The following is a 22274-nucleotide window of genomic DNA, read 5'->3' on the forward strand; positions in this document are numbered from 1 at the left end:
AACCGAGAAAAAGTGGCAGGCACAACCGGCCGGATCGTGCCTGCCGGGATGTCTTACAGAGGCCACATCGCCGTGCCGAATGGAACAACCGCATCGGCTTGCATCATTTCAACGGCGGCTTCATGGGTCGGTGCTTCAAACCAATCGTCCAGTTGCAGTTCAGTTTCCAAGTCTTTTTCAAGTGCTTGCATTGTGAATCTCCTAGATGACTTTTTCGGTAAGTGCTGCGGCGCGTTTTCAGTCATTGAATAACCCGCCAACTTGCTGGTTGATGCGTCTCGGCAAGTCGCTGAGAACCTAGTTCACCGGTTTTTAAATTGCAAAAAAATAATCAAATAAGATTTATTTGAACTTTTTATTCTGTTTTTTATTAAGCCATTTGTTAATAAAAAACAAAAAACTAACTCGACCTTCTCCTAAGGAAACGTCCTACCGTCAATTTGCAGTCAACCTACAGCCAGATCTGATTCGGCAAATTTACGTTACGCCATGTAAAGAAATGCTGACGAAATCAAGCCTCAAAGCCCTTGGTTTGACGCTTGCGGAAGGGATGTAAGGAAAACCTTCCGCCTAACAGCCGATTAACCCTTGCGCAGGGCTCTGGCCCGCTTGTTTCAGGCGCGGTTGAAGGGTGAGATGCGCCCCATGCCTGTCGTGCAGGTGCATAACAAGAAGGAGGCGCAATGTACGCTGTGACTCATCTCCATCTCTCCCCGTGGGGCGATTTTTCCCTCGCTCCCGTCGACGACCCGCAAAGGTCTGACTCAAATTTTGCAGCCGCCCGAGACCCTCGAGGCGGACACAGGCAATCCCGGCAAATGACACGCTGATCCAGTGGTGTCTGGCAGCAGGGGGTTACAGGTGTACAATGCGCCGCGTTTTAACTGTGACCTCCTGCGCATCTGCGCAAACCTCAAGGCTATCCGCCTTGTTCACTCCGCTGCGCCACAAGCGTGTCGGGTTCGATTTCGTCACAGATAAAAACAAACAGGTGACGCATGACCGTTGTAAAAACGCTGAACTCCTTTTGCCTTCGCTGGGGTTTGATCGGCGCTGCTTGAGATCGCAACCGAGCAGCAACGTCTAACGAACATCATCAAACCTTGCGTGAGACCCTTTTCATGAGTGGACAAAACTCGCATTCAGGCGAGCTGAAACGCGGCCTGAAAAATCGCCATATTCAACTGATTGCCCTCGGTGGCGCGATCGGTACCGGACTGTTCCTCGGCTCGGCCGGCGTCCTGAAGTCCGCCGGCCCGTCGATGATCCTCGGCTACGCCATCTGCGGCTTCATTGCTTTCATGATCATGCGCCAGCTCGGCGAAATGATCGTCGAAGAGCCGGTGGCCGGTTCCTTCAGCCACTTCGCCCATAAATACTGGGGCGGTTTCGCCGGCTTCCTGTCGGGTTGGAACTGCTGGATTCTGTACATTCTGGTGGGCATGTCGGAGCTGACCGCGGTCGGCAAATACATCCACTACTGGGCGCCACACATCCCGACCTGGGTCTCGGCAGCCGGCTTCTTCGTCTTGATCAACCTGATCAACCTGGCGAACGTCAAAGTCTTTGGTGAGGCCGAGTTCTGGTTCGCGATCATCAAGGTCGTGGCCATCGTCGGCATGATTGCGCTCGGCAGCTACCTGCTGGTCAGCGGCGACGGCGGCCCGCAAGCGTCGGTGACCAACCTGTGGGTCCACGGCGGCTTCTTCCCGAACGGTGTCAGCGGCCTGGTAATGGCCATGGCGATCATCATGTTCTCCTTCGGCGGCCTGGAGATGCTCGGTTTCACCGCAGCTGAAGCCGACAAGCCGAAAACCGTGATCCCGAAAGCCATCAACCAGGTGATCTACCGGATCCTGATTTTCTACATCGGTGCGTTGGTTATCCTGCTGTCGCTGACGCCATGGGACAGCCTGCTGGCGACCCTGAACGCGTCGGGTGATTCCTACAGCGGCAGCCCGTTCGTACAGGTGTTCTCGATGCTTGGCAGTGACACCGCTGCGCACATCCTCAACTTCGTGGTGTTGACCGCGGCATTGTCGGTGTACAACAGCGGCACCTACTGCAACAGCCGCATGCTGCTGGGCATGGCCGAGCAGGGCGATGCGCCGAAAGCCTTGTCGAAGATCGACAAGCGCGGCGTGCCAGTGCGTTCGATCCTTGCGTCGGCGGCGGTGACGTTGATTGCCGTGTTGCTGAACTACCTGATCCCGCAAAACGCGCTGGAACTGTTGATGTCGCTGGTGGTTGCCACCCTGGTGATCAACTGGGCGATGATCAGTTTCTCGCACTTCAAATTCCGCCAGCACATGAACAAAACCAAGCAGACACCGCTGTTCAAGGCCCTGTGGTACCCGTACGGGAACTACATCTGCCTTGCGTTCGTGGTGTTCATTCTGGGCGTCATGCTGCTGATTCCGGGTATTCAGATCTCGGTGTATGCGATTCCGGTGTGGGTCGCGTTCATGTGGATTTGCTACGGCATCAAGAACAAACGTCGTGACCGGCATGCGTTGCAGGCTGCGAGTTCCGTAGCGAAATAACGTAAATGCAGAAACAACAAACCCGGCCATGTGCCGGGTTTGTTGTTTTCAGGCTTCACACAAATTCCCTGTAGGAGTGAGCCGGCTCGCGATAGCGGTGTGTCAGTCAACACCTTTGTTGCCTGACACGACCCCATCGCGAGCAGGCTCACTCCTACAGGGACCGCATTCGTTCAGTCCATTCGCGGTATCCTGCGCGTTCTGAATACGGACGCTTTTCCATGCTGGTGATTTCCAACAACGTGCATCTGCCGGATGCCGAGATCGAGTTGACGGCCATTCGTGCCCAGGGCGCCGGTGGGCAGAACGTCAACAAGGTCTCCAGCGCGGTGCACCTGCGTTTCGACATTCCGGCCTCGTCCTTGCCTGAGTTCTACAAGGAGCGCTTGCTGGCGTTGCGTGACAGCCGCATCACCAGCGAAGGGGTGTTGATTATCAAGGCCCAGCAATACCGCACGCAGGAAGCCAATCGCGCGGATGCGCTGGAGCGGCTGACCGAGTTGATTCTCAGCGCCACCAAGGTCGAAAAGAAACGTCGTCCGACCAAACCGACCCTCGGTTCGAAGAAGCGTCGGCTGGAGTCCAAGACCAAACGCGGCAGCATCAAGGCCGGGCGCGGCAAGGTGGATTTCTAGCGCGCGTCTCTTTCCTCTCGATACCTTGGCGCCTGCCGGTACAAGTAAACACTCAGTGCCAGACCGCTCAGCGCGGCGAGTGCAGCGAACAGGAAGATCGAGGCAAAACCAAAGCCTGCCGCAATCGCACCGGCCAGTGGCCCGGTAATCCCCAGCGACAAATCAATGAACAGCGAATAAGCCCCGACTGCCGCGCCACGACTTGAGGCCGGCACCAGGTTGACCGCTTCCACCCCCAGCGCGGGGAACACCAGCGAGAAACCGAACCCGCTCAGCGCCGCACCGGCCAATGCCCAATGAGCGTCCGGCGCCAGCCACAGCAGCAACAGCCCCAGCGTTTCCACCGACAGGCAGGCAATCGCCACGCGAAAGCCGCCGAGGCGGTTGATCAGGTTGCCGAACAGCAGTCGCGCACCGATGAAACTGGCGCCGAACAAACTCAAGCACAGCACCGCGTTGTCCCAATGCTGTGTGGCGTAATACAACGTGATGAACGTCGCGATAGTGCCGAAACCGATGGAGCCCAGCGCCAGACCGCAACCATGTGGCAGCACGCGCCCCAGCACATGCATGAACGGCAAACGCTCACCGATCACAATCGGCGCGGCGGTCTTCGGCCAGGCCAGCACCAGACCGAGGACGGCCAGCAACACGATGCTCACGCCCATGCTCCACAAACCTAATTGACTGACCAGCAGCACGCCCAGCGGTGCGCCGACCGCCAGTGCGCCATAACTGGCGATGCCGTTCCAGGAGATGACCTTGGCAGTGTTCGCCGCGCCAACCCGACCGATGCCCCAGCCGATCGAACCGGAGCCCACCAGGCTTTCCGCGCTGCCGAGCACCAGCCGGCCGATCAACAGGCTGATCAAGCTCAAGGTTGGCAGGCTCTGGGTCCAGGCCGAGATCAACATGAACACACCGCTCAAACCGCAGCCGGCGAGGCCGTACATCACGGCGAGTTTACTGCCCTTGTTGTCGATGATTTTCCCGGCATAAGGACGGCTGAGCAGGGTGGCCAGGTATTGCACGCTGATCACCAGGCCGGCGATGACCGCACCGAAGCCCAGATCGCTGTGGACGTAGCCCGGCAATACGGCCAGGGGAATGCCGATATTCAGGTAGCCGATGAAGGTGAACAGGACGATGGAAACGACTTGCAGCGTGACCGCCAGGGGGCGCTGGTTTTCAGACATGGGTAAAGATCCACGGGAAAGCAGGATAGATAGGCTGCTTATGATAGCGGCGCAAGCGGCTTCGGGTCGTGGAAAAAGTAAAACTATTTGCCGGGCAGGGATGAATCAGGGTTTGGCGGGAGCGACCAGGTGCGTGGTGACCAGGGCGGCCAGGGCGTTTTCTTCGCTGCCGAAACGGGCGAGCAACGCGGCGCGTTTCTCGGGGGACAGGCGACTCCAGATCTCGATCATCTTCTCGGTGGTACCGATCAAGACGCTGGCCTGCAGCTCTTCATCAAAAGGAGGGGAGAAGTCGTCGGTCATGGTGTGGGGCTCAAGGATTCAGGCGGTGTGGAAAGCGCATGTTAGCGCTTTCCACACGGTCTGGCATTGCAGGTGAATCAGTCTTCGCTGTCGGCCTTGCGGCGTTCAGTGGCTTCTTTCGGCTCGGGCTGTTGGGCACCGGCTTGTTGCGTGGGTGTCTGCTCAGTTTCGTGCAGGCTTGGGAAGGGGAGATTAGGGATCTCGTGCATGTTTCGCGCTCCTCGCAAAGTCTGTTGATAGATCTGGTAGATCCGCGCTTTTAAAAAGCTTGGGCAGGATACAGCAGGAGAAATGACAAAAAGACTTTTATATCTAATTGTTGCGACGGATGGGATTGTCTAGACAGGTCTGGAAGAGAGAGCGACACAAAACAAATGTGAGAGCGAGCTTGCTCGCGATGAGGACTGAACAGTCGATATAAATGTCGACTGCGAGTCCGCTATCGCGAGCAAGCTCGCTCCCACAGGGGATTTGCAATGGCTTGAGTTATTTGCAGACTTCGGCGATCGCTTCGGCCAGCAGGTCCAGACGCGTCGCATCAATCCCGGCCACGTTGGCCCGGCCAGTGCCCACCATGTAAACGCTGTGATGATCGCGCAGTTGTTTGACCTGGTCCGGCGTCAAACCGGTGTAGGAAAACATCCCGCGCTGCACGCCGATGTGCGCAAAGCGTTCGCGTAAACCATGAGGTTCAAGCGCTTCAACCAAACCGCTACGCAGTTGGGCGATACGCAAGCGCATGGCTTCCACTTCGTCGGCCCAGAGGCTTTTCAGCTCCGGATCACCGAGGATGGTCGCTACCACCGCCGCGCCGTGATCCGGCGGTGTCGACCACAGGTTGCGGGCGATGTTGGCCAGTTGGCTGCGGATATCTACCAGTTTGTCAGCGGTTTTCGCGCAGACAATCAGCGCGCCGGTGCGGTCCCGGTACAGGCCGAAGTTCTTCGAGCAGGAACTGGTGATCAGCACTTCCGGCAACGCGGCAGCGAACAACCGGGTCGACCAGGCATCTTGTTCCAGGCCATCGCCGAAGCCTTGGTAGGCGAAGTCGATCAGTGGCACCAAATTGCGACTGCGCACCACATCCAGCACCCGGCGCCAATCTTCATGGGACAGATCGAAACCGGTCGGGTTATGGCAGCAGGCGTGCAGCAGCACCACATCGCCCTTCGGCGCTTCGTTGAGTACTGCGAGCATCGCTTCGATGTCGAGACGGTTATCGCTGCCAACATACGGGTAATGACTGACCTTGATTCCGGCCGCCGCGAAGATGGTTTCGTGGATCGGCCAGGTCGGGTTGCTCAGCCATACACCACGGCCCGGAAGGCACTGAGCGATGAAGTCGGCACTCAAGCGTAGCGCGCCAGTGCCGCCCGGCGTTTGCGTCGCGCCGGTCCGTTGTTCGGCGATCAGTGGGGAATCGGCACCCAGCACCAATTCAACGATGGCCTTGCCGAACGCCGGTTCACCATGGCCACCGATGTAGGTCTTGGTGGTCTGGCGATCCACCAGGCGTTGCTCGGCGAGCTTCACGGACTGGGGGATCGGTGTCAGGCCCTGGGCATCTTTATAGACGCCCACGCCGAGGTCGAATTTGCGCGGGTTGGGGTCCTGCGCATAGGCCTCCATCAGGCCGAGAATCGGGTCGCCGGGTACTCGTCCGATGGCGTCGAAATGCATTATTTGCGGCCCTCGGCGTCCTTGGCCACTTCGTCGGTGCGCGCGGCCATGATGAAATCGTTGCGATGCAGGCCCTTGATGGAGTGGCTCCACCAGGTCACGGTGACTTTGCCCCACTCGGTCAGCAGGCCCGGGTGGTGACCTTCAGCCTCGGAGATTTCACCGACGGCGTTGGTGAACGCCAGTGCGTGTTCGAAGTTCTTGAACAGGAAAACTTTTTCCAGCTGCATCACGCTGTCGCGCACTTCAATGTTCCAGTCAGGAATCTGCTTGATCAGTACCGGCAGTTCTTCGTCGCTGACCTGAGGGGCATCGGCGCGGCAGGCTTCGCAATGGGCTTGGTTCAATGTGGACATGATGGGTTCCTGAAATCGAATTATTGGAATTCGGCCGTCAATTCACCACGCTAAACCAAAGCGTCGGTTCCTGACAGGCTCACTTGATTCTAAAAGCTGCGGATCACGCAGCCTTTGGCGGAAATTTTGGTGTGTGCAAGCCCAGCTGCATGCCTTGTTTGACCATGCCCATGATGTCTTCGTGGGCCAAGTCGAACAGGCGCTTGAGGTTCGGCAGGACAAAGTACAGCGGTTGCAGGATGTCGATGCGATACGGCGTGCGCATGCATTCCAGCGGGTCGAAGGCCTGATGTTCAGGTTCGTTCGACAGGCAGTAAACGGTTTCTTTCGGCGAGGAGAGAATGCCTCCACCGTAGATGCGCTGGCCTTCTGGCGTATCGACCAGGCCAAACTCGATGGTCATCCAGTACAAACGCGCCAGGTACACGCGTTCTTCCTTGGAAGCCTGTAGGCCAAGTTTGCCGTAGGTGTGGGTAAATTCGGCGAACCAAGGGTTGGTCAGCAGCGGACAGTGGCCAAAAATCTCGTGGAAAATGTCCGGCTCTTGCAGGTAATCCAGTTCTTCGCGGGTACGAATAAACGTCGCTACCGGGAACTGCTTATTAGCGAGCAATTCGAAAAAGGTCTGGAAGGGGATCAGTGCGGGTACCCGGGCAACCTGCCACCCGGTGGTTTCACCGAGGACCTTGTTGATCTCACCGAGTTGCGGAATGCGGTCGTGGGGCAGACCGAGTTTTTCGATACCATCCAGGTATTCCTGGCACGCACGACCCTCGATCACTTTCAGTTGGCGAGTAATCAGCGTGTTCCACACCGCGTGTTCTTCGGCGGGGTAGTCGATAAAACCTTGCGCATCGGGCTCGCGAGCCACGTATTGCGTCTGCTTCATGCTGCTCTCCTGCTAGGGGATTTCGTTCTTGTTATGTCCTGCTATGACTTAGAAATACCTCAAGAAATGCAGTGTTGCAGCACGTGAGTAGCGCTGTACGTAGGAAAAATCGTCGATTTTTGTAAAGTATTCGTTACGGATCAGCCGCTGTGGCGTAGGGATTGATATTTCAGGGTTTGAAATGGTGTCCAGGTGTCACATAATCTTGACGACTATCTGCGTGCCTCGACAAATAAACAGATCCGAGGGCACGGCGAATATCCCTGTGGGAGCGAGCTTGCTCGCGATAGCGGTAGGTCATGCACATTAATGTCGCCTGACCCACCCTCATCGCGAGCAAGCTCGCTCCCACAGGTTGTACGGCTGGTATCAACCCATTCACTGCTTCCTTGGGTCTTTATATGCGTATCAAAGTCCACTGCCAGAACCGCATCGGCATCCTGCGCGACATTCTCAACCTGCTGGTGGAGTACGGGATTAACGTCGCTCGCGGCGAGGTTGGCGGAGAGCATGGCAATGCGATCTATCTGCATTGCCCAAACCTGATCAACATTCAGTTTCAGGCGTTGCGTCCCAAGTTCGAGTCGATTAACGGGGTTTTTGGCGTCAAGCGCGTAGGGTTGATGCCCAGCGAACGTCGGCACATGGAACTCAATGCGTTGCTCGGCGCCCTGGAGTTTCCGGTGCTGTCGATCGACATGGGCGGTTCGATCGTCGCGGCCAACCGCGCGGCGGCGCAGTTGCTCGGCGTGCGGGTAGATGAGGTGCCGGGGATTCCGCTGTCGCGTTACGCCGAGGATTTCGACTTGCCGGAACTGGTGCGCGCCAACAAGTCGCGGATCAACGGCTTGCGGGTGAAGGTCAAGGGTGACGTATTTCTTGCTGACATCGCGCCGCTGCAATCGGAGCATGACGACAGCGAAGCCATGGCCGGCGCGGTACTCACGCTGCACCGCGCCGACCGGGTCGGTGAGCGCATCTATAACGTGCGCAAGCAGGAGTTGCGCGGCTTTGACAGCATTTTCCAAAGCTCGAAGGTGATGGCGGCAGTCGTGCGCGAAGCCCGACGCATGGCGCCGCTGGATGCGCCGCTATTAATAGAAGGTGAAACCGGTACGGGTAAAGAGTTGTTGGCGCGAGCCTGCCACTTGGCGAGTCCGCGGGGGCAGTCGCCGTTGATGGCGCTTAACTGCGCCGGCCTGCCGGAGTCCATGGCCGAGACGGAGCTGTTCGGCTACGGCCCCGGCGCTTTCGAAGGGGCGCGGGCCGAAGGCAAGCTCGGGCTGCTGGAGCTGACGGCAGGCGGTACGCTGTTTCTCGATGGCGTCGGGGAAATGAGCCCGCGTTTACAGGTGAAATTGCTGCGCTTCCTGCAGGACGGTTGCTTCCGTCGTGTGGGCAGCGATGAAGAGGTTTATCTGGATGTACGGGTGATCTGCGCGACGCAGGTCGACCTGTCTGAGTTGTGCGCACGGGGTGAGTTTCGCCAGGATTTGTATCACCGTTTGAACGTGCTTTCACTGCACATCCCGCCACTGCGCGAATGCCTCGATGGACTTACGCCGCTGGTGGAACACTTCCTCGATCAGGCCAGTCGGCAGATCGGTTGCCCGCTGCCGAAACTGGCGCCGGCGGCGATGGAGCGGCTCAGTCACTACCATTGGCCGGGCAATGTTCGGCAATTGGAAAACGTGTTGTTCCAGGCGGTTTCCTTGTGCGACGGCGGGACCGTCAAGGCCGAACATATTCGTCTGCCGGACTACGGTGTGCGTCAGCCACTTGGCGATTTCTCGCTCGAGGGCGGGCTGGACGAGATTGTCGGGCGTTTCGAGAAAGCGGTGCTGGAGCGCTTGTACTCCGAGCATCCGAGCAGTCGGCAACTGGGTAAGCGGTTGGGGGTTTCGCATACGACCATTGCCAATAAGTTGCGTGAGTACGAAGTCGGCAAAGAACCCGGCAGCGCATAGGTCCCTGTAGCAGCTGTCGAGCCCGCGAGGCTGCGTTCGGCGGCGAAGCCGTCGCAAACCCTGCATATAAGGTTTTACTGATACACCGCGGTGGATGGTTTTACGACTGCTTCGTCCGAACGCGGCCCGAACCGAACGCAGCCTCGCAAGCTCGACAGCTGCTACGAGGTCGGTGTTGAGCGAAGAGGTCGGCACTTGCCGCGAAGCGGCATAACACCGCCGGTTTTTCGTCTTCGACACAATCCTCCAATCCCTCCTGATTCCCTCAAGTCCTTTGTTTGCCGGGCCCCGCGCCGCCAGAAAAAAGTTGGTCTGCAAATTGCTTATGGCTCAGCAGTACAGCAGTGGGCGGCAAACGTCCGGCATGCAGAGGAAAGAGTGTGGACAAGTACCTTTATGTGGCAATGACCGGCGCCAGCCAGAATGCACTGGCGCAGAAGGCTCATGCGAACAACCTGGCGAACATCTCCACCAACGGTTTCCAGAAAGACCTGGAGCAGGCACGTTCGATGCCGGTGTTCGGTGACAGCTTTCCGGCGCGTGCGTTTGCCCTGTCCGAACGTCCTGCCACCGATTTCTCCCCTGGCGCCTTGGTGGAAACCGGTCGCGACCTCGATGTCGCGGTGCAAGGCAATGGCTGGATCGCCGTGCAGAACCCTGACGGCGGCGAAAGCTACGTGCGCACCGGCAGCCTGAACGTCGACGCCCTGGGCGTGCTGCGGGCCGGCAACGGTATGCCGGTGATGGGCAATGGCGGGCCGATTGCCGTGCCGCCCGAGCAGCAAATCGAAGTGGGCGAAGACGGCACCATCAGCATTCGTGCGATGGGCGAAGGTCCTCGCGTGATGGCGGAAGTCGACCGCATCAAGCTGGTTAATCCTGATTTCAAGAACATGACCAAAGGCCTGGACGGTTCGATCCACACCAAGGACGGCAAGCCGGCGCAAGCCGATGCCAAAGTCAAACTGGTGTCCGGTTTCCTTGAGTCGAGCAACGTCAACGCCGTGGAAGAGATGACTTCGGTGCTGGCCCTGTCCAAGCAGTTCGAGCTGCACATCAAGATGATGAACACCGCCAAAGACGATGACCAGGCCATGGCTCGGGTCTTGCAGATCAGCTAATTATCAGAACGTCGCGCCGTAAAACAGGCGCACGAGGAGAATCGAATGCTTCCGGCTCTATGGGTTGCCAAAACAGGTCTGTCCGCCCAGGACACCAACCTGACGACCATTTCCAACAACCTGGCCAACGTGTCGACCACGGGTTTCAAACGTGACCGCGCCGAGTTTCAGGACTTGCTCTACCAGATCAAACGCCAGCCAGGCGCCCAGTCGACCCAGGACAGTGAACTTCCGTCGGGCCTGCAATTGGGTACCGGTGTGCGCATTGTCGGCACCCAGAAAAATTTTACCGCCGGTAGCCTGCAAACCACCGAGCAGCCGTTGGACATGGCCATCGACGGTCGCGGTTTCTTCCAGATTCTGCAGCCGGACGGCACGACTTCCTACACCCGTGACGGTACGTTCCACCTGGACTCCAACGGTCAGATCGTGAACTCCAGTGGCTTCGCTTTGGAACCGGCCATTGTCATTCCGAACGATGCCCAGACCTTCACGGTCGGTCGCGATGGCACCGTGTCCATCACCGTTGCCGGCAACCCGGCATCCCAGGTGATCGGCAACCTGCAAACCGCCGACTTCATCAACCCGGCCGGTCTGCAAGCCGTGGGCAACAACCTGTTCCTGGAAACCGCTGCCAGCGGCGCGCCGCAAGTCGGCACCCCGGGCCTGGCCGGTTTCGGCACCACGCTGCAGAACACTCTGGAAACCTCGAACGTCAGCACCGTTGAAGAGATGGTCAACATGATCACCACTCAGCGCGCTTACGAGATGAACTCCAAGGTGATCTCCACCGCCGACCAGATGCTCTCGTTCGTAACGCAGAATCTGTAATCAAGTCTATGAGGCGACCATGAGGTCGCCTGTAACACCGTGAGGTAGGGTCATGAATCGCTTCGTATCTGTTCTGGCACTGAGTGGGATCGCCGCGCTTTCGGGCTGCGTCGGTCCGACGCCCAAGCCCAATGACCCTTACTACGCCCCGGTGTTACCGCGCACGCCGCTGCCGGCGGCGGCCAATAACGGCTCGATCTACCAGGCTGGTTTCGAACAGAACCTGTACAGCGACCGCAAGGCGTTCCGGGTCGGTGACATCATCACCATTACTTTGAACGAGAAGACCCAAGCCAGTAAAAACGCCAATTCCCAGGTCGGCAAGAACAGTAAGACCAGCATTGGCCTGTCCTCATTGTTCGGCAGTACGCCCAACACGAATAACCCGCTCGGCAGCGGCGACCTGAGTCTGGATGCCAGCTACAGCGGCGACCGCGCGACCAAGGGTGACAGCAAGGCCGGGCAGGGCAACAGCCTCACCGGCTCGATCACCGTGACCGTCGCCGACGTGTTGCCCAACGGCATCATCGCCGTACGCGGCGAGAAGTGGATGACCCTCAATACCGGTGATGAACTGGTGCGGATTGCAGGGCTTGTTCGCGCTGATGACATCGCGACTGACAACACCGTTTCGTCGACCCGTATCGCCGATGCACGCATCACCTATTCGGGCACCGGTTCGTTTGCCGATGCGAGTCAGCCTGGCTGGTTCGACCGTTTCTTCCTCAGCCCGCTGTTCCCTTTCTAGGTGGCTACGTTGAATCTCAAACACCTGATGGTGGCCGCCCTGATGCTCTCCGCAGCGTTCAACGCGCAAGCCGAGCGGCTGAAGGATATCGCCAGTATTTCCGGCGTGCGCTCCAACCAATTGATCGGCTACGGCCTGGTGGTCGGGCTTAACGGTACCGGCGACCAGACGACGCAAACCCCGTTCACCTTGCAGACCTTCAACAACATGCTCTCGCAGTTCGGCATCAAGGTGCCGCCGGGTTCGGGCAACGTGCAGTTGAAGAACGTCGCTGCGGTGTCGATCAGTGCTGATTTGCCGGCGTTCGCCAAGCCGGGGCAGCAGGTCGACATCACAGTATCGTCCATCGGTAACTCCAAGAGCCTGCGCGGCGGCACCTTGCTGCTGACGCCGCTCAAGGGTATCGACGGCAACGTCTATGCGGTCGCTCAGGGCAACCTGGTGGTCGGCGGTTTCGACGCCGAAGGTCGTGACGGTTCGAAGATCACCGTCAACGTTCCGTCGGCTGGTCGTATCCCGGGCGGTGCGTCGGTTGAGCGTTCGGTGCCGAGCGGTTTCAATCAGGGCAACAGCCTGACGCTGAACCTCAATCGTTCGGACTTCACCACGGCAAAGCGCATCGTCGACAAGATCAATAATATGCTCGGCCCTGGCGTTGCCCAGGCTATCGACGGCGGTTCGATTCGCGTCAGTGCACCACTCGATCCGAGTCAGCGCGTCGACTACTTGTCGATCATCGAGAACCTTGAAGTCGACCCGGGTCAGGCGGTGGCGAAAGTCATCATCAACTCGCGCACCGGCACCATCGTGATCGGCCAGAACGTCAAGGTTTCCCCGGCCGCCGTGACCCACGGCAGCTTGACCGTGACCATCACCGAAGATCCGATCGTCAGCCAACCCGGCCCTCTGTCCAATGGGCAGACGGCGGTCGTGCCGCGCTCGCGGGTCAACGCCCAGCAGGAAGCCAAGCCGATGTTCAAGTTCGGCCCGGGCACCACCCTCGACGAAATCGTGCGTGCGGTGAACCAGGTCGGCGCGGCGCCGGGTGACTTGATGGCGATCCTCGAAGCACTGAAACAGGCCGGCGCGTTGCAAGCCGATCTGATCGTGATCTGAGGACGGCGACCATGGATATGCGCAAGGGCGGATTGGGGGTCGGCAGCAACGATTCGGGTTCCTATTCGGACCTCAATCGCTTGAACCAGCTCAAGGTCGGCGACAAGGACAGTGACGCGAACATGCGCAAGGTTGCGCAGGAGTTCGAGTCGCTGTTCCTCGGTGAAATGCTCAAGTCCATGCGCTCGGCCACCGACGCGCTGGGCCAGGACAATCCGCTCAACACGCCGGCAGCCAAGCAATACCAGGAAATGTACGACCAGCAGTTGGCCGTTTCCATGTCCCGTGAGGGTGGCGGTATTGGTCTGGCTGACGTGCTGATGCGTCAGATGTCGAAGAACAAACCGCTGGCGCCGGGCGAGGCTGCTGCCGCGTCAGCCGCCAAGCAAGCTGCCGCGAAAGCCGCCGTGGAAACCCCGATTGCCGCCGGTACGGTCGGCACCAACGGGCCGCTGTCGCGCCTCAATGGCGAGCGTCCGTTGTGGGCTTCGCGCTCAGTGAAGTCGCCAGCCAGCGTGGGTGAGGGTGCTCATCGCAATGACATGGCGCTGATCAATCAGCGACGCCTGGCGCTGCCGCCGAAACTGGCCGACCGCTTGCTCGCAGGGCTGGTGCCGTCGGCATCGACCAATGCCGTGACCACCGCGACGGCGCAGAACAACCTCCAAATGCCGCAGAGCACCAAGACCGGTGCCGGGCCCCTGTACAACGGCGATTGGCTGGCTTCGCAAACGGATGCGACATCCAGCGGGCGCCTGCAGGTTTATGGTCGTGCCATGGCGCAAATACCGCTGGCACCGGCGAAGAAAGCGTTCAGTTCCGCCGACGAATTCGTCAACACCATGCTGCCGATGGCCAAAGAGGCCGCCGAACGCATTGGTGTCGATCCGCGTTACCTGGTGGCGCAGGCCGCCCTTGAAACCGGTTGGGGCAAATCGGTCATGCGCGCCCAGGATGGCAGCAGCAGTCACAACCTGTTCGGCATCAAGGCCGGCAGCAGCTGGAAAGGCGATTCGGCGCGCGCGATCACCAGCGAATTCAGGAATGGCGAGATGGTCAAGGAGACGGCTCAGTTCCGTTCCTATGACTCTTACAAGGACAGCTTCCATGACCTTGTGACGCTGCTGCAAACCAACAATCGCTATCAAGATGTTGTGAAGTCGGCCGATAACCCAGAACAGTTTGTGCGCGAGTTGCAAAAGGCCGGTTACGCAACCGACCCGGACTACGCAAGCAAGATTTCGCAGATAGCCAAGCAGATGACGAGTTACCAGAACTACGCTGCGGCGGGCGCTACCACCACGCCTCTATAGGCATAAGCTATAAGGTCTGAACCATGAGTTTGCTCAATATCGGGATGTCGGGGCTGGCTGCTGGCCATTCCTCATTGCTGACTACCGGCAATAACATCGCCAACGTCGATACCGCGGGTTACTCGCGTCAGCAGACCGTGCAAGGCAGCAAAGCCTCGCAGCAGTTCGGCAATGTCTACATCGGCACTGGTACGACGCTGGCTGATGTACGTCGGGTGTACAACAGCTACCTTGACGCCCAACTGCAGACCACCACGTCGCTCAACAGCGATTCGGCCGCGTACCTGGGTCAAGTCACGCCGCTGGACAAACTGCTGTCGGACAGCAGCACCGGCCTCAATGGCTCACTGACCAAGTTCTTCGCCTCGGTGCAAAACGTCAACGCCAAGCCGGGTGATGACGCTTCACGCCAGTTGCTGCTCAGCGATGCCCAGGCCTTGAGCAACCGTTTCAATTCAGTGTCCAGCCAGTTGAACGAGCAGAACGCGAACATCAATGGCAACCTGAAGAACATGGCCGATCAGGTCAACAAACTGGCCGCCACCGTGGCGCAGTTGAACCAGAAGATTTCCGAGATTTCCAGCTCTGGCGGCATGCCGAACGAGCTGCTCGACGCCCGTAACGAGACCGTACGCCAGCTCTCGACCTTCACCGGTGCGCAAATCGTCGAACGCGAAGGCAACGTCGATATCTACTTGGGCAGCGGCCAGCCGCTGGTCATGGGCAACACCGTCAACAAACTCGAAGTCGTGCCGGGCAAAGACGACCCGAACCGGTTGTCGCTGCAACTCAATCGTGGATCGAGCACCATCGATATCACGTCGATCATGACCGGTGGCGAAATCGGCGGTTTGCTGCGCTATCGCAGCACCGTGCTCGACCCGGCCATGAACGAACTGGGTCGCGTCGCTCTGGTCGTCGCCGATCAGATGAACAGCATTCAGGCCCACGGCATCGACAAGAACGGTGACTTCGGCTCGAACCTGTTCAACAGCATCAACAGTGCCGCGCAGATGGCTCAGCGCAGCATCGCCTCTGGCAATAACAGCGTGGGCTCGGGCAACTTCGATGTCAGCATCAAAGACACCGGCAAGCTGACCATCAACGATTACAAGGTAACGTTCACCAGCGCCACCGACTACACCGTGCAGCGCCTGCCAGACAATTCGTCTATGGGCAGCTTCAGCACGCTGACCACACCACCGCCGGTGATCGACGGTTTCTCGATGACGCTGGGCGGTGGCACTGCCGCCGCTGGCGATACCTTCAAGATCACCCCGACCCGTAACGCGGCCGCCAACATCAAGACCGAGATGACCGACTCCAAACGTCTGGCCATCGCGGCACCGTTGGGCGCGGCCATTGCAGCGAGCGGCAGTGGCGGCGGCAGCCTGACGATCCCGGCCAGCGGTCAACCGACCCTGACCAGCAAGTTCGATATCTACGACGCGGCGACCACCACCGCGATGCAGAATGGCCTGAAAAACTCCACGCCGACCAAGGTGGTATTTGGTGCGGTGTCCGCCGACGGCACCAGCCAGACCTACCAGTTCCTGGATGCCAAGGGCGGGTTGATCAGCAGCGGCACTATCAAGCCAGGTGAAAGCAACACCCTGAACCTGAGCATTCCGCTCAAGGATGCCACGGGTGCGCCGATCCCGCCTGCGCCTGCCACTCAGTACACCGCGACCTTCAGCATGACCTTCGCCGGTGCACCGAGCAACGGCGCGGCAATCAACGTCTCGCTCAGTCAGCCGGGCAGCCTGGACAACCGTAACGGCACCACGCTGGCCGGCTTGCAGACTGCGCAGACCGTGGACACCGGCTCCGCCAGCAAAGGTATTTCCCTTAACGACGCTTACGGCAAACTGGTTGAAGGCGTTGGCTCCAAGGCCGCCCAGGGCAAGCTCGACAGCGCCGCGACCGACGCCATCCTGGCGAACGCCAAAGGTGCGCGCGACTCGCTTTCGGGTGTCGACCTCGATGAGGAAACCGGCAACCTGGTCAAGTATCAGCAGTACTACACCGCCTCTTCGCAGATCATCAAGGCTGCGCAGGAAATCTTCAGCACACTGATCAACAGCATTTAAGGAGTCGTAGCCCATGCGCATTTCTACCGCCCAGTTTTACGAGTCCTCGGCTGCCAACTATTCGAAGAACTTTGCCAACGTGGTCAAGAGCAGCGAAGAGGCGAGCAGCCTGGTTCGCGTCAACACCGCCGCCGATGATCCGGTCGGCGCCTCGCGCCTGCTGCAATTAGGCCAGCAGGCTTCGATGCTCGATCAGTTCTCCAACAACATGACTACGATCAAAGCTACGCTTGGCCAGGCTGAAGCGGTCATGACCAGTATCGGCAATGTGCTGCAACGCGCCAAGGAACTGGCCCTGGGTGCCGGCAACGCCGGTTATACCGATTCCGACCGTCAGGCCAATGCTGCGGAGCTCGGCCAGATCGAAGAGCAACTGTTGAGCCTGATGAACACCAAGGACGAAAACGGCAAATACATTTTCGCCGGTTCCAAAGGCGATACCGTTCCGTTCTCGCGCAATACCGACGGCACCTACAGCTATAACGGTGATCAGGTCACCCTGGACCTGCCGATTGGCGATACCCAGTCGATGGCCACCAATAGCACCGGTTGGGCTGTGTTCCAGCAAGCCATCAACACCAGTCGCACGCAGACCACAATGACTTCGCCCACGGCGCTGGTCGATAGCGGTCGCGTGGTGCTTTCCAATGGTCAGGTAGGTTCCGACGTGACCTACAACGCCAAATTCCGCAGTGGCGAGCCTTACACCGTGAATTTCCTCAGCCCTACACAGCTGGAAATCAGGGATTCGTCGGGTGCCGATGTCACGTCCGAAGTCAGTGGTAACGGCGTGTTCAGCTCTACCGACGGTGCGGCTACCCAGACGATCAGTTTCCGTGGCGTTGACCTGAAGTTGAACATCAACATGAAGCCTGGCGACGTTCCGGCGACCGTGTTTCCGGCGGTCGGGTCCCCCAATGCCTACAGCTTCACCCTGGCGGCCAAGCCGGACAGCTTCAATGCGTCGCGCAGTCCAGGCAACCCGTCTACCGAAGTAGTCACCAATACGAGCATCACCAACAGTGCCGCCTACCACGCCAGCTTTCCGGAAGGCGGGGCGATTCTCAAGTTCACCAGTCCCACGGCTTTCGACTTGTATGCCGCGCCTCTGACCGCGAACAGCAAGCCGGTCTCCAGCGGCGTTCTGGCGGGCAACGTCGCCACCGCATCGGGTGTCGCCTTCACGCTGAGCGGCGTGCCGGCGCCGTCGACGCTTGCCGGTGACCAGTTCTCTGTCATGGTCAACACTCACCAGACGCAGAACGTTCTGGACACCGTCAACCAGCTGAAAACCGCGCTGTCGACGCCGACCAACAACGATCCGCTGGCCATTCAAAAAGTCAACGCAGCCATTAATTCGGGCATCGGCAACCTGGCCAGTGGCATTGACCAGTTGACCTCCAGCATCAGTTCCGTGGGTGGTCGCGGTGCGTCGCTGACGACTCAGACCGAGATCAACCAGAGCCTGGTGCAGGCAAACACGCAGACCCAGGGGGCGATCCGTGATTCGGACCCGGCCACGGTGATGACCCGCCTGACCTTGCAGCAAACCATGCTGCAGGCCTCGCAACTGGCATTCAGCAAAATCGCTCAGTTGGGGCTGTTCAACAAAGTCTGAGTCGAGGCCTTCGCGCTGTTGGCGCGAAGGTTAAGGCACCGAGTGCAAACCGTCTTTTTTCAGCGGTTCAGGGCTGCTCCACTCGTTCCAGAGTGAGCGCCCGCCGCTCGCGAGTTCCCCTGTCGTGAAACCAACTCCTCTTGTCAGCATCGCCATTCCTGCCTACAACCCGCTGTACTTTCAGGCAGCGCTGCAAAGTGCTCTGAATCAGACCTATGCGTCGCTTGAAGTGATCGTGTGTGACGACAGCGACAGTGACGAAATCCATGAGCTGGTCCAGGCCTGCGCGGTGCCGCAAACCGTGACGTTACGTTATGTGCGTAATGAACAACGCCTGGGGTTCAAGGGGAATCTGATGGCCTGCGCCGAGCAGGCAACCGGGGAGTACCTCAAGCTTCTCTGTGATGACGATCAGCTGCTACCTGAGAGTATTGCCCGACAGGTACAGGGTTTCATTGACCATGACGACGTGAATCTGGTGATTGCACAGCGTCAGTATTGCGACGGCGATTACCTTCTGCTTCCCGAGCGTCTGGAGAACTCCAGTTTTTCCTCGGGAGATACGCTGTTCAAGGGTGAAGACTTGCTGGATGTGCTGGAAAGCACGGCCATGAACTTCCTCAGCAATTTGAGTGGCGCGCTGATGCGTACTCATCAGGTGCTGGAGTATCTGCCCGCATTGACCCAGGTCGGCGAAGGGTTTGTCGCCCGTCTCGATTTCGCCTTGTTTGTCTGCCTGTTGCGTCGTGGCAATCTGGCGGTCATGGGACAGGTGCTCAGCTTCGAACGCCTGCACCCGGCGCGCATGAGCAATCAATTGGAGGTCCAGCAGGCCGTGGCGGTCGAGCTCGGTTGGCTGACCCAAATGCTGGCGGTGCGCAGTGGCGAACCGGCGCCAGCGCCGGGGCATGTGCGCTATATCGATCTGGCCAGTGCCGCCCTCGGTGAACCGTATGACTGGGAGGAAATGGCGCTCAGTCGCTCTCTGGGCTTTTCCTCGACCTTGATACGTTCGCGGGTGGGTGAAAACTGTGACAGCTTCGCTGATGTGTACCAGCAATGGCTGGCCTGTCGCACCCTGAACCCGGCCGAGCAGCGCCTGTTGCCTACGCGCCTTGCATCGTGGGCGTGGCAGCCGCGAATTGTGCCGGTGGTGATTGATGCTGACGCGGATGAAGCGGCACTCGACGTCACTCTGGACAGCATCGATAGGCAGGTTTATGCCGCCGAAACCGTGTTGGTGCTCTCCGGTGAGAATCGTGCCAGCGCCCTTGCTGGCAACGTGATTCGTGTGACCTTGCAAGGCGACGGACTTGAGCAACTCAATGGCCTGCTGATGCAGACGGACAGTGCAGACTGGTTCTATCTTCTGCGGGCCGGTGATCGCCTGAATGAACTGGCTTTGTTGCTTTTGGCCGAGCGGATGGTCGAGAGTGCCGATGCGCTGTGTATCTACAGCGATGAAGGCGGCTTGCGCAATGACGTACCGGTCGAGCCAATCTTCAAGTCCGATTTCAATCTGGACCTGTTGCGCAGTTATCCCTATATCGGGCGGACACTGGCCATTCAACGCCAGCGCTTTGTCGACGCAGGCGGCTTCAACCCGGAATTCACCGAGCTCAGTCCTCATGACCTGGTCTGGCGCCTCGTCGAAAACCACGGCGCGCATGTCGTGGAGCATGTCGCCCAAGTGCTGGTCGAGTCCTCGTTCGGTCTGTCGCAATGGCTCGCTCTGCCGCAGGTTATCGAACAAAACGCTCGCGTACTGACTGCGCACCTTGATCGCATCGGCGCCGCACACGAGGTCCGCGAAGGCAGCGTGCCGCTGATCAATCGAATTGACTACCACCATGGCGTTCAGCCGCTGGTGTCCATTGTTGTGGTGATGCGGGACCGGCTCGGCCCGCTTCAGCGCTGCATTGAGAGTGTGCTGGAGCATACGGCGTATGCTCACTACGAATTGTTGATCGTGGACAACGCAAGCACCTCGCCCGAGGCGCAGGACTGGCTGGCCGCCATGTCGCAAATGGGTGGCGAAAAACTGCGTGTGCTGCACTGCGATTACGCCGATAACCCGACCGCGGCGCAAAACTTCGCTGTTGCTCAGGTTCGCGGCGAGTATGTGCTGTTGCTCAGTCCTGACAGCCTGATCGTCAACCGCGACTGGCTTGGCGAACTGCTGAATCACGGCTTGCGTCCGGAAGTGGGCGTCGTGGGTGGTCGAATGGTCAGCCCTAAGGGGCGTATTGAAGGTTCGGCCCTGGTGCTGGGGATGCGCGGCCCTGTCGGCGTGCCTTGGCGCGGGGAAGTGGTGACTGCCTCAGGGTATATGCAGCGCCAGCAGGCGGTGCAGAATTTGAGCGCTGTGAGCACCGAGTGCCTGCTGGTCCGCAAGCAGGTATTCGATGAGCTTCAGGGGTTTGACGAGCAGGCCTTTTCCCAAAGGCTTGGCGGCCCAGACTTCTGTCTACGTGTCAGGCAGAAGGGGTATCTGGTGGTCTGGACGCCGTATGCCGAATCGGTCCACGTGTCTGCCGAGACGGAGAGCGGGCCGGTGGTGTCAACGCTGGTGGCTGAGCACAAGCTGTTTTATCAGCGCTGGCTGCCGATCATCGCCAGAGATCCGGCGTACAACGTCAACCTGAGCCTCAACACCAACAATTTCAGTCTTGAACCTGGTTTCAAGAACGATTGGAATCCGTTCGCCCGTCACCTGCTGCCACGGGTGCTGGCGATTCCGATCAACGAAACCGCAGTAGGGCATTACCGTGTCACCCAGCCATTTCTCGAGCTGGAGGCTGCGGGGCAAGTGCTCGGTAATGTTTCGTTCCATACACCTTCGGACATTGAGCTGGAGCGTCAGTCGCCCGACGTCATCATTCTGCAAGGGCGCTACAGTGAAAGCGCGGTGAATGAAGTGGAGCGGGTCAGGAACAGTTCGCGGGCCTTCCGGATCTTTGAGCTTGATGACTATGTCATCGATGTGCCGAAGAAAAATGCTCACGTGCGCAAGGCCATCGTTGGCGTTGAGCAGATCGTGCGGCGTGCGATCGGGTTGTGTGACCGGGTGGTGGTGTCGACTCGGCCGCTGGCCGATGCTCTCAAAGGCATGCATGACGATATTCGCGTGGTGCCGAACATGCTCGCTCCGCATCTGTGGACCGGCCTGAGCAGCCAGCGACGTACGTCCCGCAAGCCGAGAGTAGGTTGGGGTGGGGGGACCAGTCATGATGGGGATCTGGCGATCATTGCCGATGTCATTCGCCTGCTGGCGGATGAAGTGGAATGGGTGTTCTTCGGTATGTGCCCACCGGCACTCAAGCCTTTCGTACATGAATTCCATCCCGCCGTTGGCCTGCAGGCTTACCCCGCCAAACTGGCGAGCCTGAACCTTGATCTGGCTTTGGCGCCGTTGGAGTTTCACATCTTCAACGACTGCAAGAGCAACTTGCGCCTGCTGGAATATGGCGCATGCGGTTACCCGGTGATCTGCACGGACACCGAGGCTTATCGGGGTTACTTGCCGTGTACCAAGGTGGTGAGCAACAGTACCGAAGAATGGCTTGAGGCAATCCGTATGCACCTGGCTGACCCGGATGCGAGTTACCGCATGGGTGACGCGCTGCGTGAGGAAGTGCTGCGCGACTATATGCTGCGGGGTAACAACCTGAATTATTGGGCTGAGGCTTGGTTGCCGAACTGATCCGGGGGGGGCTTTTGCGATTGGGTTGGGTACATATCCGTTTCTGCGGTAATGGCGGCTGACGGTTTCGCTTTTACAGCGAGTCACTTGGAGAAGCGCCAAGTAACCAAGGGCTTTTGCCCCTTTCGTTCGGTGCCTCGCTGTGGCTCGGCATGCCCTCGCTCC

At 59.0% G+C, this 22274-nt stretch carries 18 protein-coding genes; 11 read left to right on the forward strand and 7 right to left on the reverse strand.

Annotated elements, in window-relative coordinates; all coding sequences use genetic code 11:
* Positions 1 to 53: 53 nt before the first annotated feature.
* A complete protein-coding gene (locus VD17_RS32305) occupies positions 54 to 191 on the reverse strand; it encodes a hypothetical protein (protein ID WP_010461921.1) in 138 nt (45 codons plus the stop codon).
* 930 nt (positions 192 to 1121) lie between these two features.
* On the opposite strand from VD17_RS32305, the gene VD17_RS24055 reads away from it, so the two are divergent.
* Both VD17_RS24055 and arfB read left to right on the forward strand, forming a co-directional pair.
* Positions 1122 to 2543 (forward strand): amino acid permease, encoded by a 1422-nt coding sequence (locus tag VD17_RS24055; protein WP_046055990.1) that lies wholly within the window; start codon positions 1122 to 1124, stop codon positions 2541 to 2543.
* A 221-nt stretch (positions 2544 to 2764) separates the two neighbouring features.
* Positions 2765 to 3178, forward strand: coding sequence for an alternative ribosome rescue aminoacyl-tRNA hydrolase ArfB (gene arfB, locus VD17_RS24060; RefSeq protein ID WP_008010994.1), 414 nt, complete (start codon positions 2765 to 2767; stop codon positions 3176 to 3178).
* Here the strand turns inward: arfB and VD17_RS24065 are convergent.
* The 6 genes from VD17_RS24065 to phhA all read right to left on the reverse strand — a co-directional run bounded on the left by VD17_RS24065 (position 3175) and on the right by phhA (position 7602).
* The gene (locus VD17_RS24065) at positions 3175 to 4374 is read right to left on the reverse strand and encodes an MFS transporter (protein WP_046055991.1); all 1200 of its coding nucleotides are present in this window, start codon (positions 4372 to 4374) and stop codon (positions 3175 to 3177) included. The two genes, arfB and VD17_RS24065, sit on opposite strands and share 4 nt — an antisense overlap.
* A gap of 105 nt (positions 4375 to 4479) precedes the next feature.
* The gene (locus tag VD17_RS24070) at positions 4480 to 4677 is read right to left on the reverse strand and encodes a hypothetical protein (RefSeq protein WP_046055992.1); all 198 of its coding nucleotides are present in this window, start codon (positions 4675 to 4677) and stop codon (positions 4480 to 4482) included.
* A 77-nt stretch (positions 4678 to 4754) separates the two neighbouring features.
* Positions 4755 to 4886 carry a hypothetical protein gene (locus VD17_RS32730; RefSeq protein WP_008156098.1) on the reverse strand — a complete coding sequence of 44 codons (132 nt, stop codon included), beginning with the start codon at positions 4884 to 4886 and terminating at the stop codon, positions 4755 to 4757.
* Between the two features lie 277 nt (positions 4887 to 5163).
* Positions 5164 to 6357 carry an amino acid aminotransferase gene (locus VD17_RS24075; protein ID WP_046055993.1) on the reverse strand — a complete coding sequence of 398 codons (1194 nt, stop codon included), beginning with the start codon at positions 6355 to 6357 and terminating at the stop codon, positions 5164 to 5166.
* Positions 6357 to 6713 carry a 4a-hydroxytetrahydrobiopterin dehydratase gene (locus VD17_RS24080; protein ID WP_046055994.1) on the reverse strand — a complete coding sequence of 119 codons (357 nt, stop codon included), beginning with the start codon at positions 6711 to 6713 and terminating at the stop codon, positions 6357 to 6359. Before VD17_RS24080 ends, VD17_RS24075 begins: the two co-directional genes overlap by 1 nt.
* Before the next feature lie 103 nt (positions 6714 to 6816).
* A complete protein-coding gene (gene phhA, locus VD17_RS24085; RefSeq protein ID WP_046055995.1) occupies positions 6817 to 7602 on the reverse strand; it encodes a phenylalanine 4-monooxygenase in 786 nt (261 codons plus the stop codon).
* A 401-nt stretch (positions 7603 to 8003) separates the two neighbouring features.
* Here phhA and VD17_RS24090 point away from each other — a divergent pair, with 401 nt between their 5' ends.
* From VD17_RS24090 to VD17_RS24130, 9 genes are all read left to right on the forward strand, one after another.
* Entirely contained in the window at positions 8004 to 9569 is a 1566-nt protein-coding gene (locus VD17_RS24090) for a sigma-54-dependent phenylalanine hydroxylase transcriptional regulator PhhR (RefSeq protein ID WP_046055996.1), read from the forward strand.
* Between the two features lie 380 nt (positions 9570 to 9949).
* Positions 9950 to 10690, forward strand: a complete 741-nt coding sequence (locus VD17_RS24095; RefSeq protein WP_046055997.1) for a flagellar basal body rod protein FlgF — start codon at positions 9950 to 9952, stop codon at positions 10688 to 10690.
* A 45-nt stretch (positions 10691 to 10735) separates the two neighbouring features.
* A complete protein-coding gene (gene flgG / locus VD17_RS24100; protein WP_033055957.1) occupies positions 10736 to 11521 on the forward strand; it encodes a flagellar basal-body rod protein FlgG in 786 nt (261 codons plus the stop codon).
* A 52-nt stretch (positions 11522 to 11573) separates the two neighbouring features.
* A complete protein-coding gene (flgH, locus tag VD17_RS24105) occupies positions 11574 to 12269 on the forward strand; it encodes a flagellar basal body L-ring protein FlgH (protein ID WP_033055959.1) in 696 nt (231 codons plus the stop codon).
* Positions 12270 to 12296: 27 nt separating this feature from the next.
* Positions 12297 to 13385, forward strand: coding sequence for a flagellar basal body P-ring protein FlgI (locus VD17_RS24110; RefSeq protein ID WP_046056003.1), 1089 nt, complete (start codon positions 12297 to 12299; stop codon positions 13383 to 13385).
* Between the two features lie 11 nt (positions 13386 to 13396).
* Positions 13397 to 14698, forward strand: coding sequence for a flagellar assembly peptidoglycan hydrolase FlgJ (flgJ, locus tag VD17_RS24115; RefSeq protein WP_046055998.1), 1302 nt, complete (start codon positions 13397 to 13399; stop codon positions 14696 to 14698).
* A gap of 23 nt (positions 14699 to 14721) precedes the next feature.
* On the forward strand, positions 14722 to 16788 hold the full coding sequence (gene flgK / locus VD17_RS24120) for a flagellar hook-associated protein FlgK (RefSeq protein ID WP_046055999.1): 2067 nt from the start codon (positions 14722 to 14724) through the stop codon (positions 16786 to 16788).
* A gap of 13 nt (positions 16789 to 16801) precedes the next feature.
* Positions 16802 to 18406 (forward strand): flagellar hook-associated protein 3, encoded by a 1605-nt coding sequence (locus VD17_RS24125; protein WP_046056000.1) that lies wholly within the window; start codon positions 16802 to 16804, stop codon positions 18404 to 18406.
* 124 nt (positions 18407 to 18530) lie between these two features.
* A complete protein-coding gene (locus tag VD17_RS24130; RefSeq protein WP_046056001.1) occupies positions 18531 to 22109 on the forward strand; it encodes a glycosyltransferase in 3579 nt (1192 codons plus the stop codon).
* The last annotated feature ends 165 nt before the right edge of the window (positions 22110 to 22274 follow it).

It is taken from the genome of Pseudomonas fluorescens, assembly GCF_000968015.1.
Lineage (GTDB): Bacteria > Pseudomonadota > Gammaproteobacteria > Pseudomonadales > Pseudomonadaceae > Aquipseudomonas > Aquipseudomonas fluorescens_W.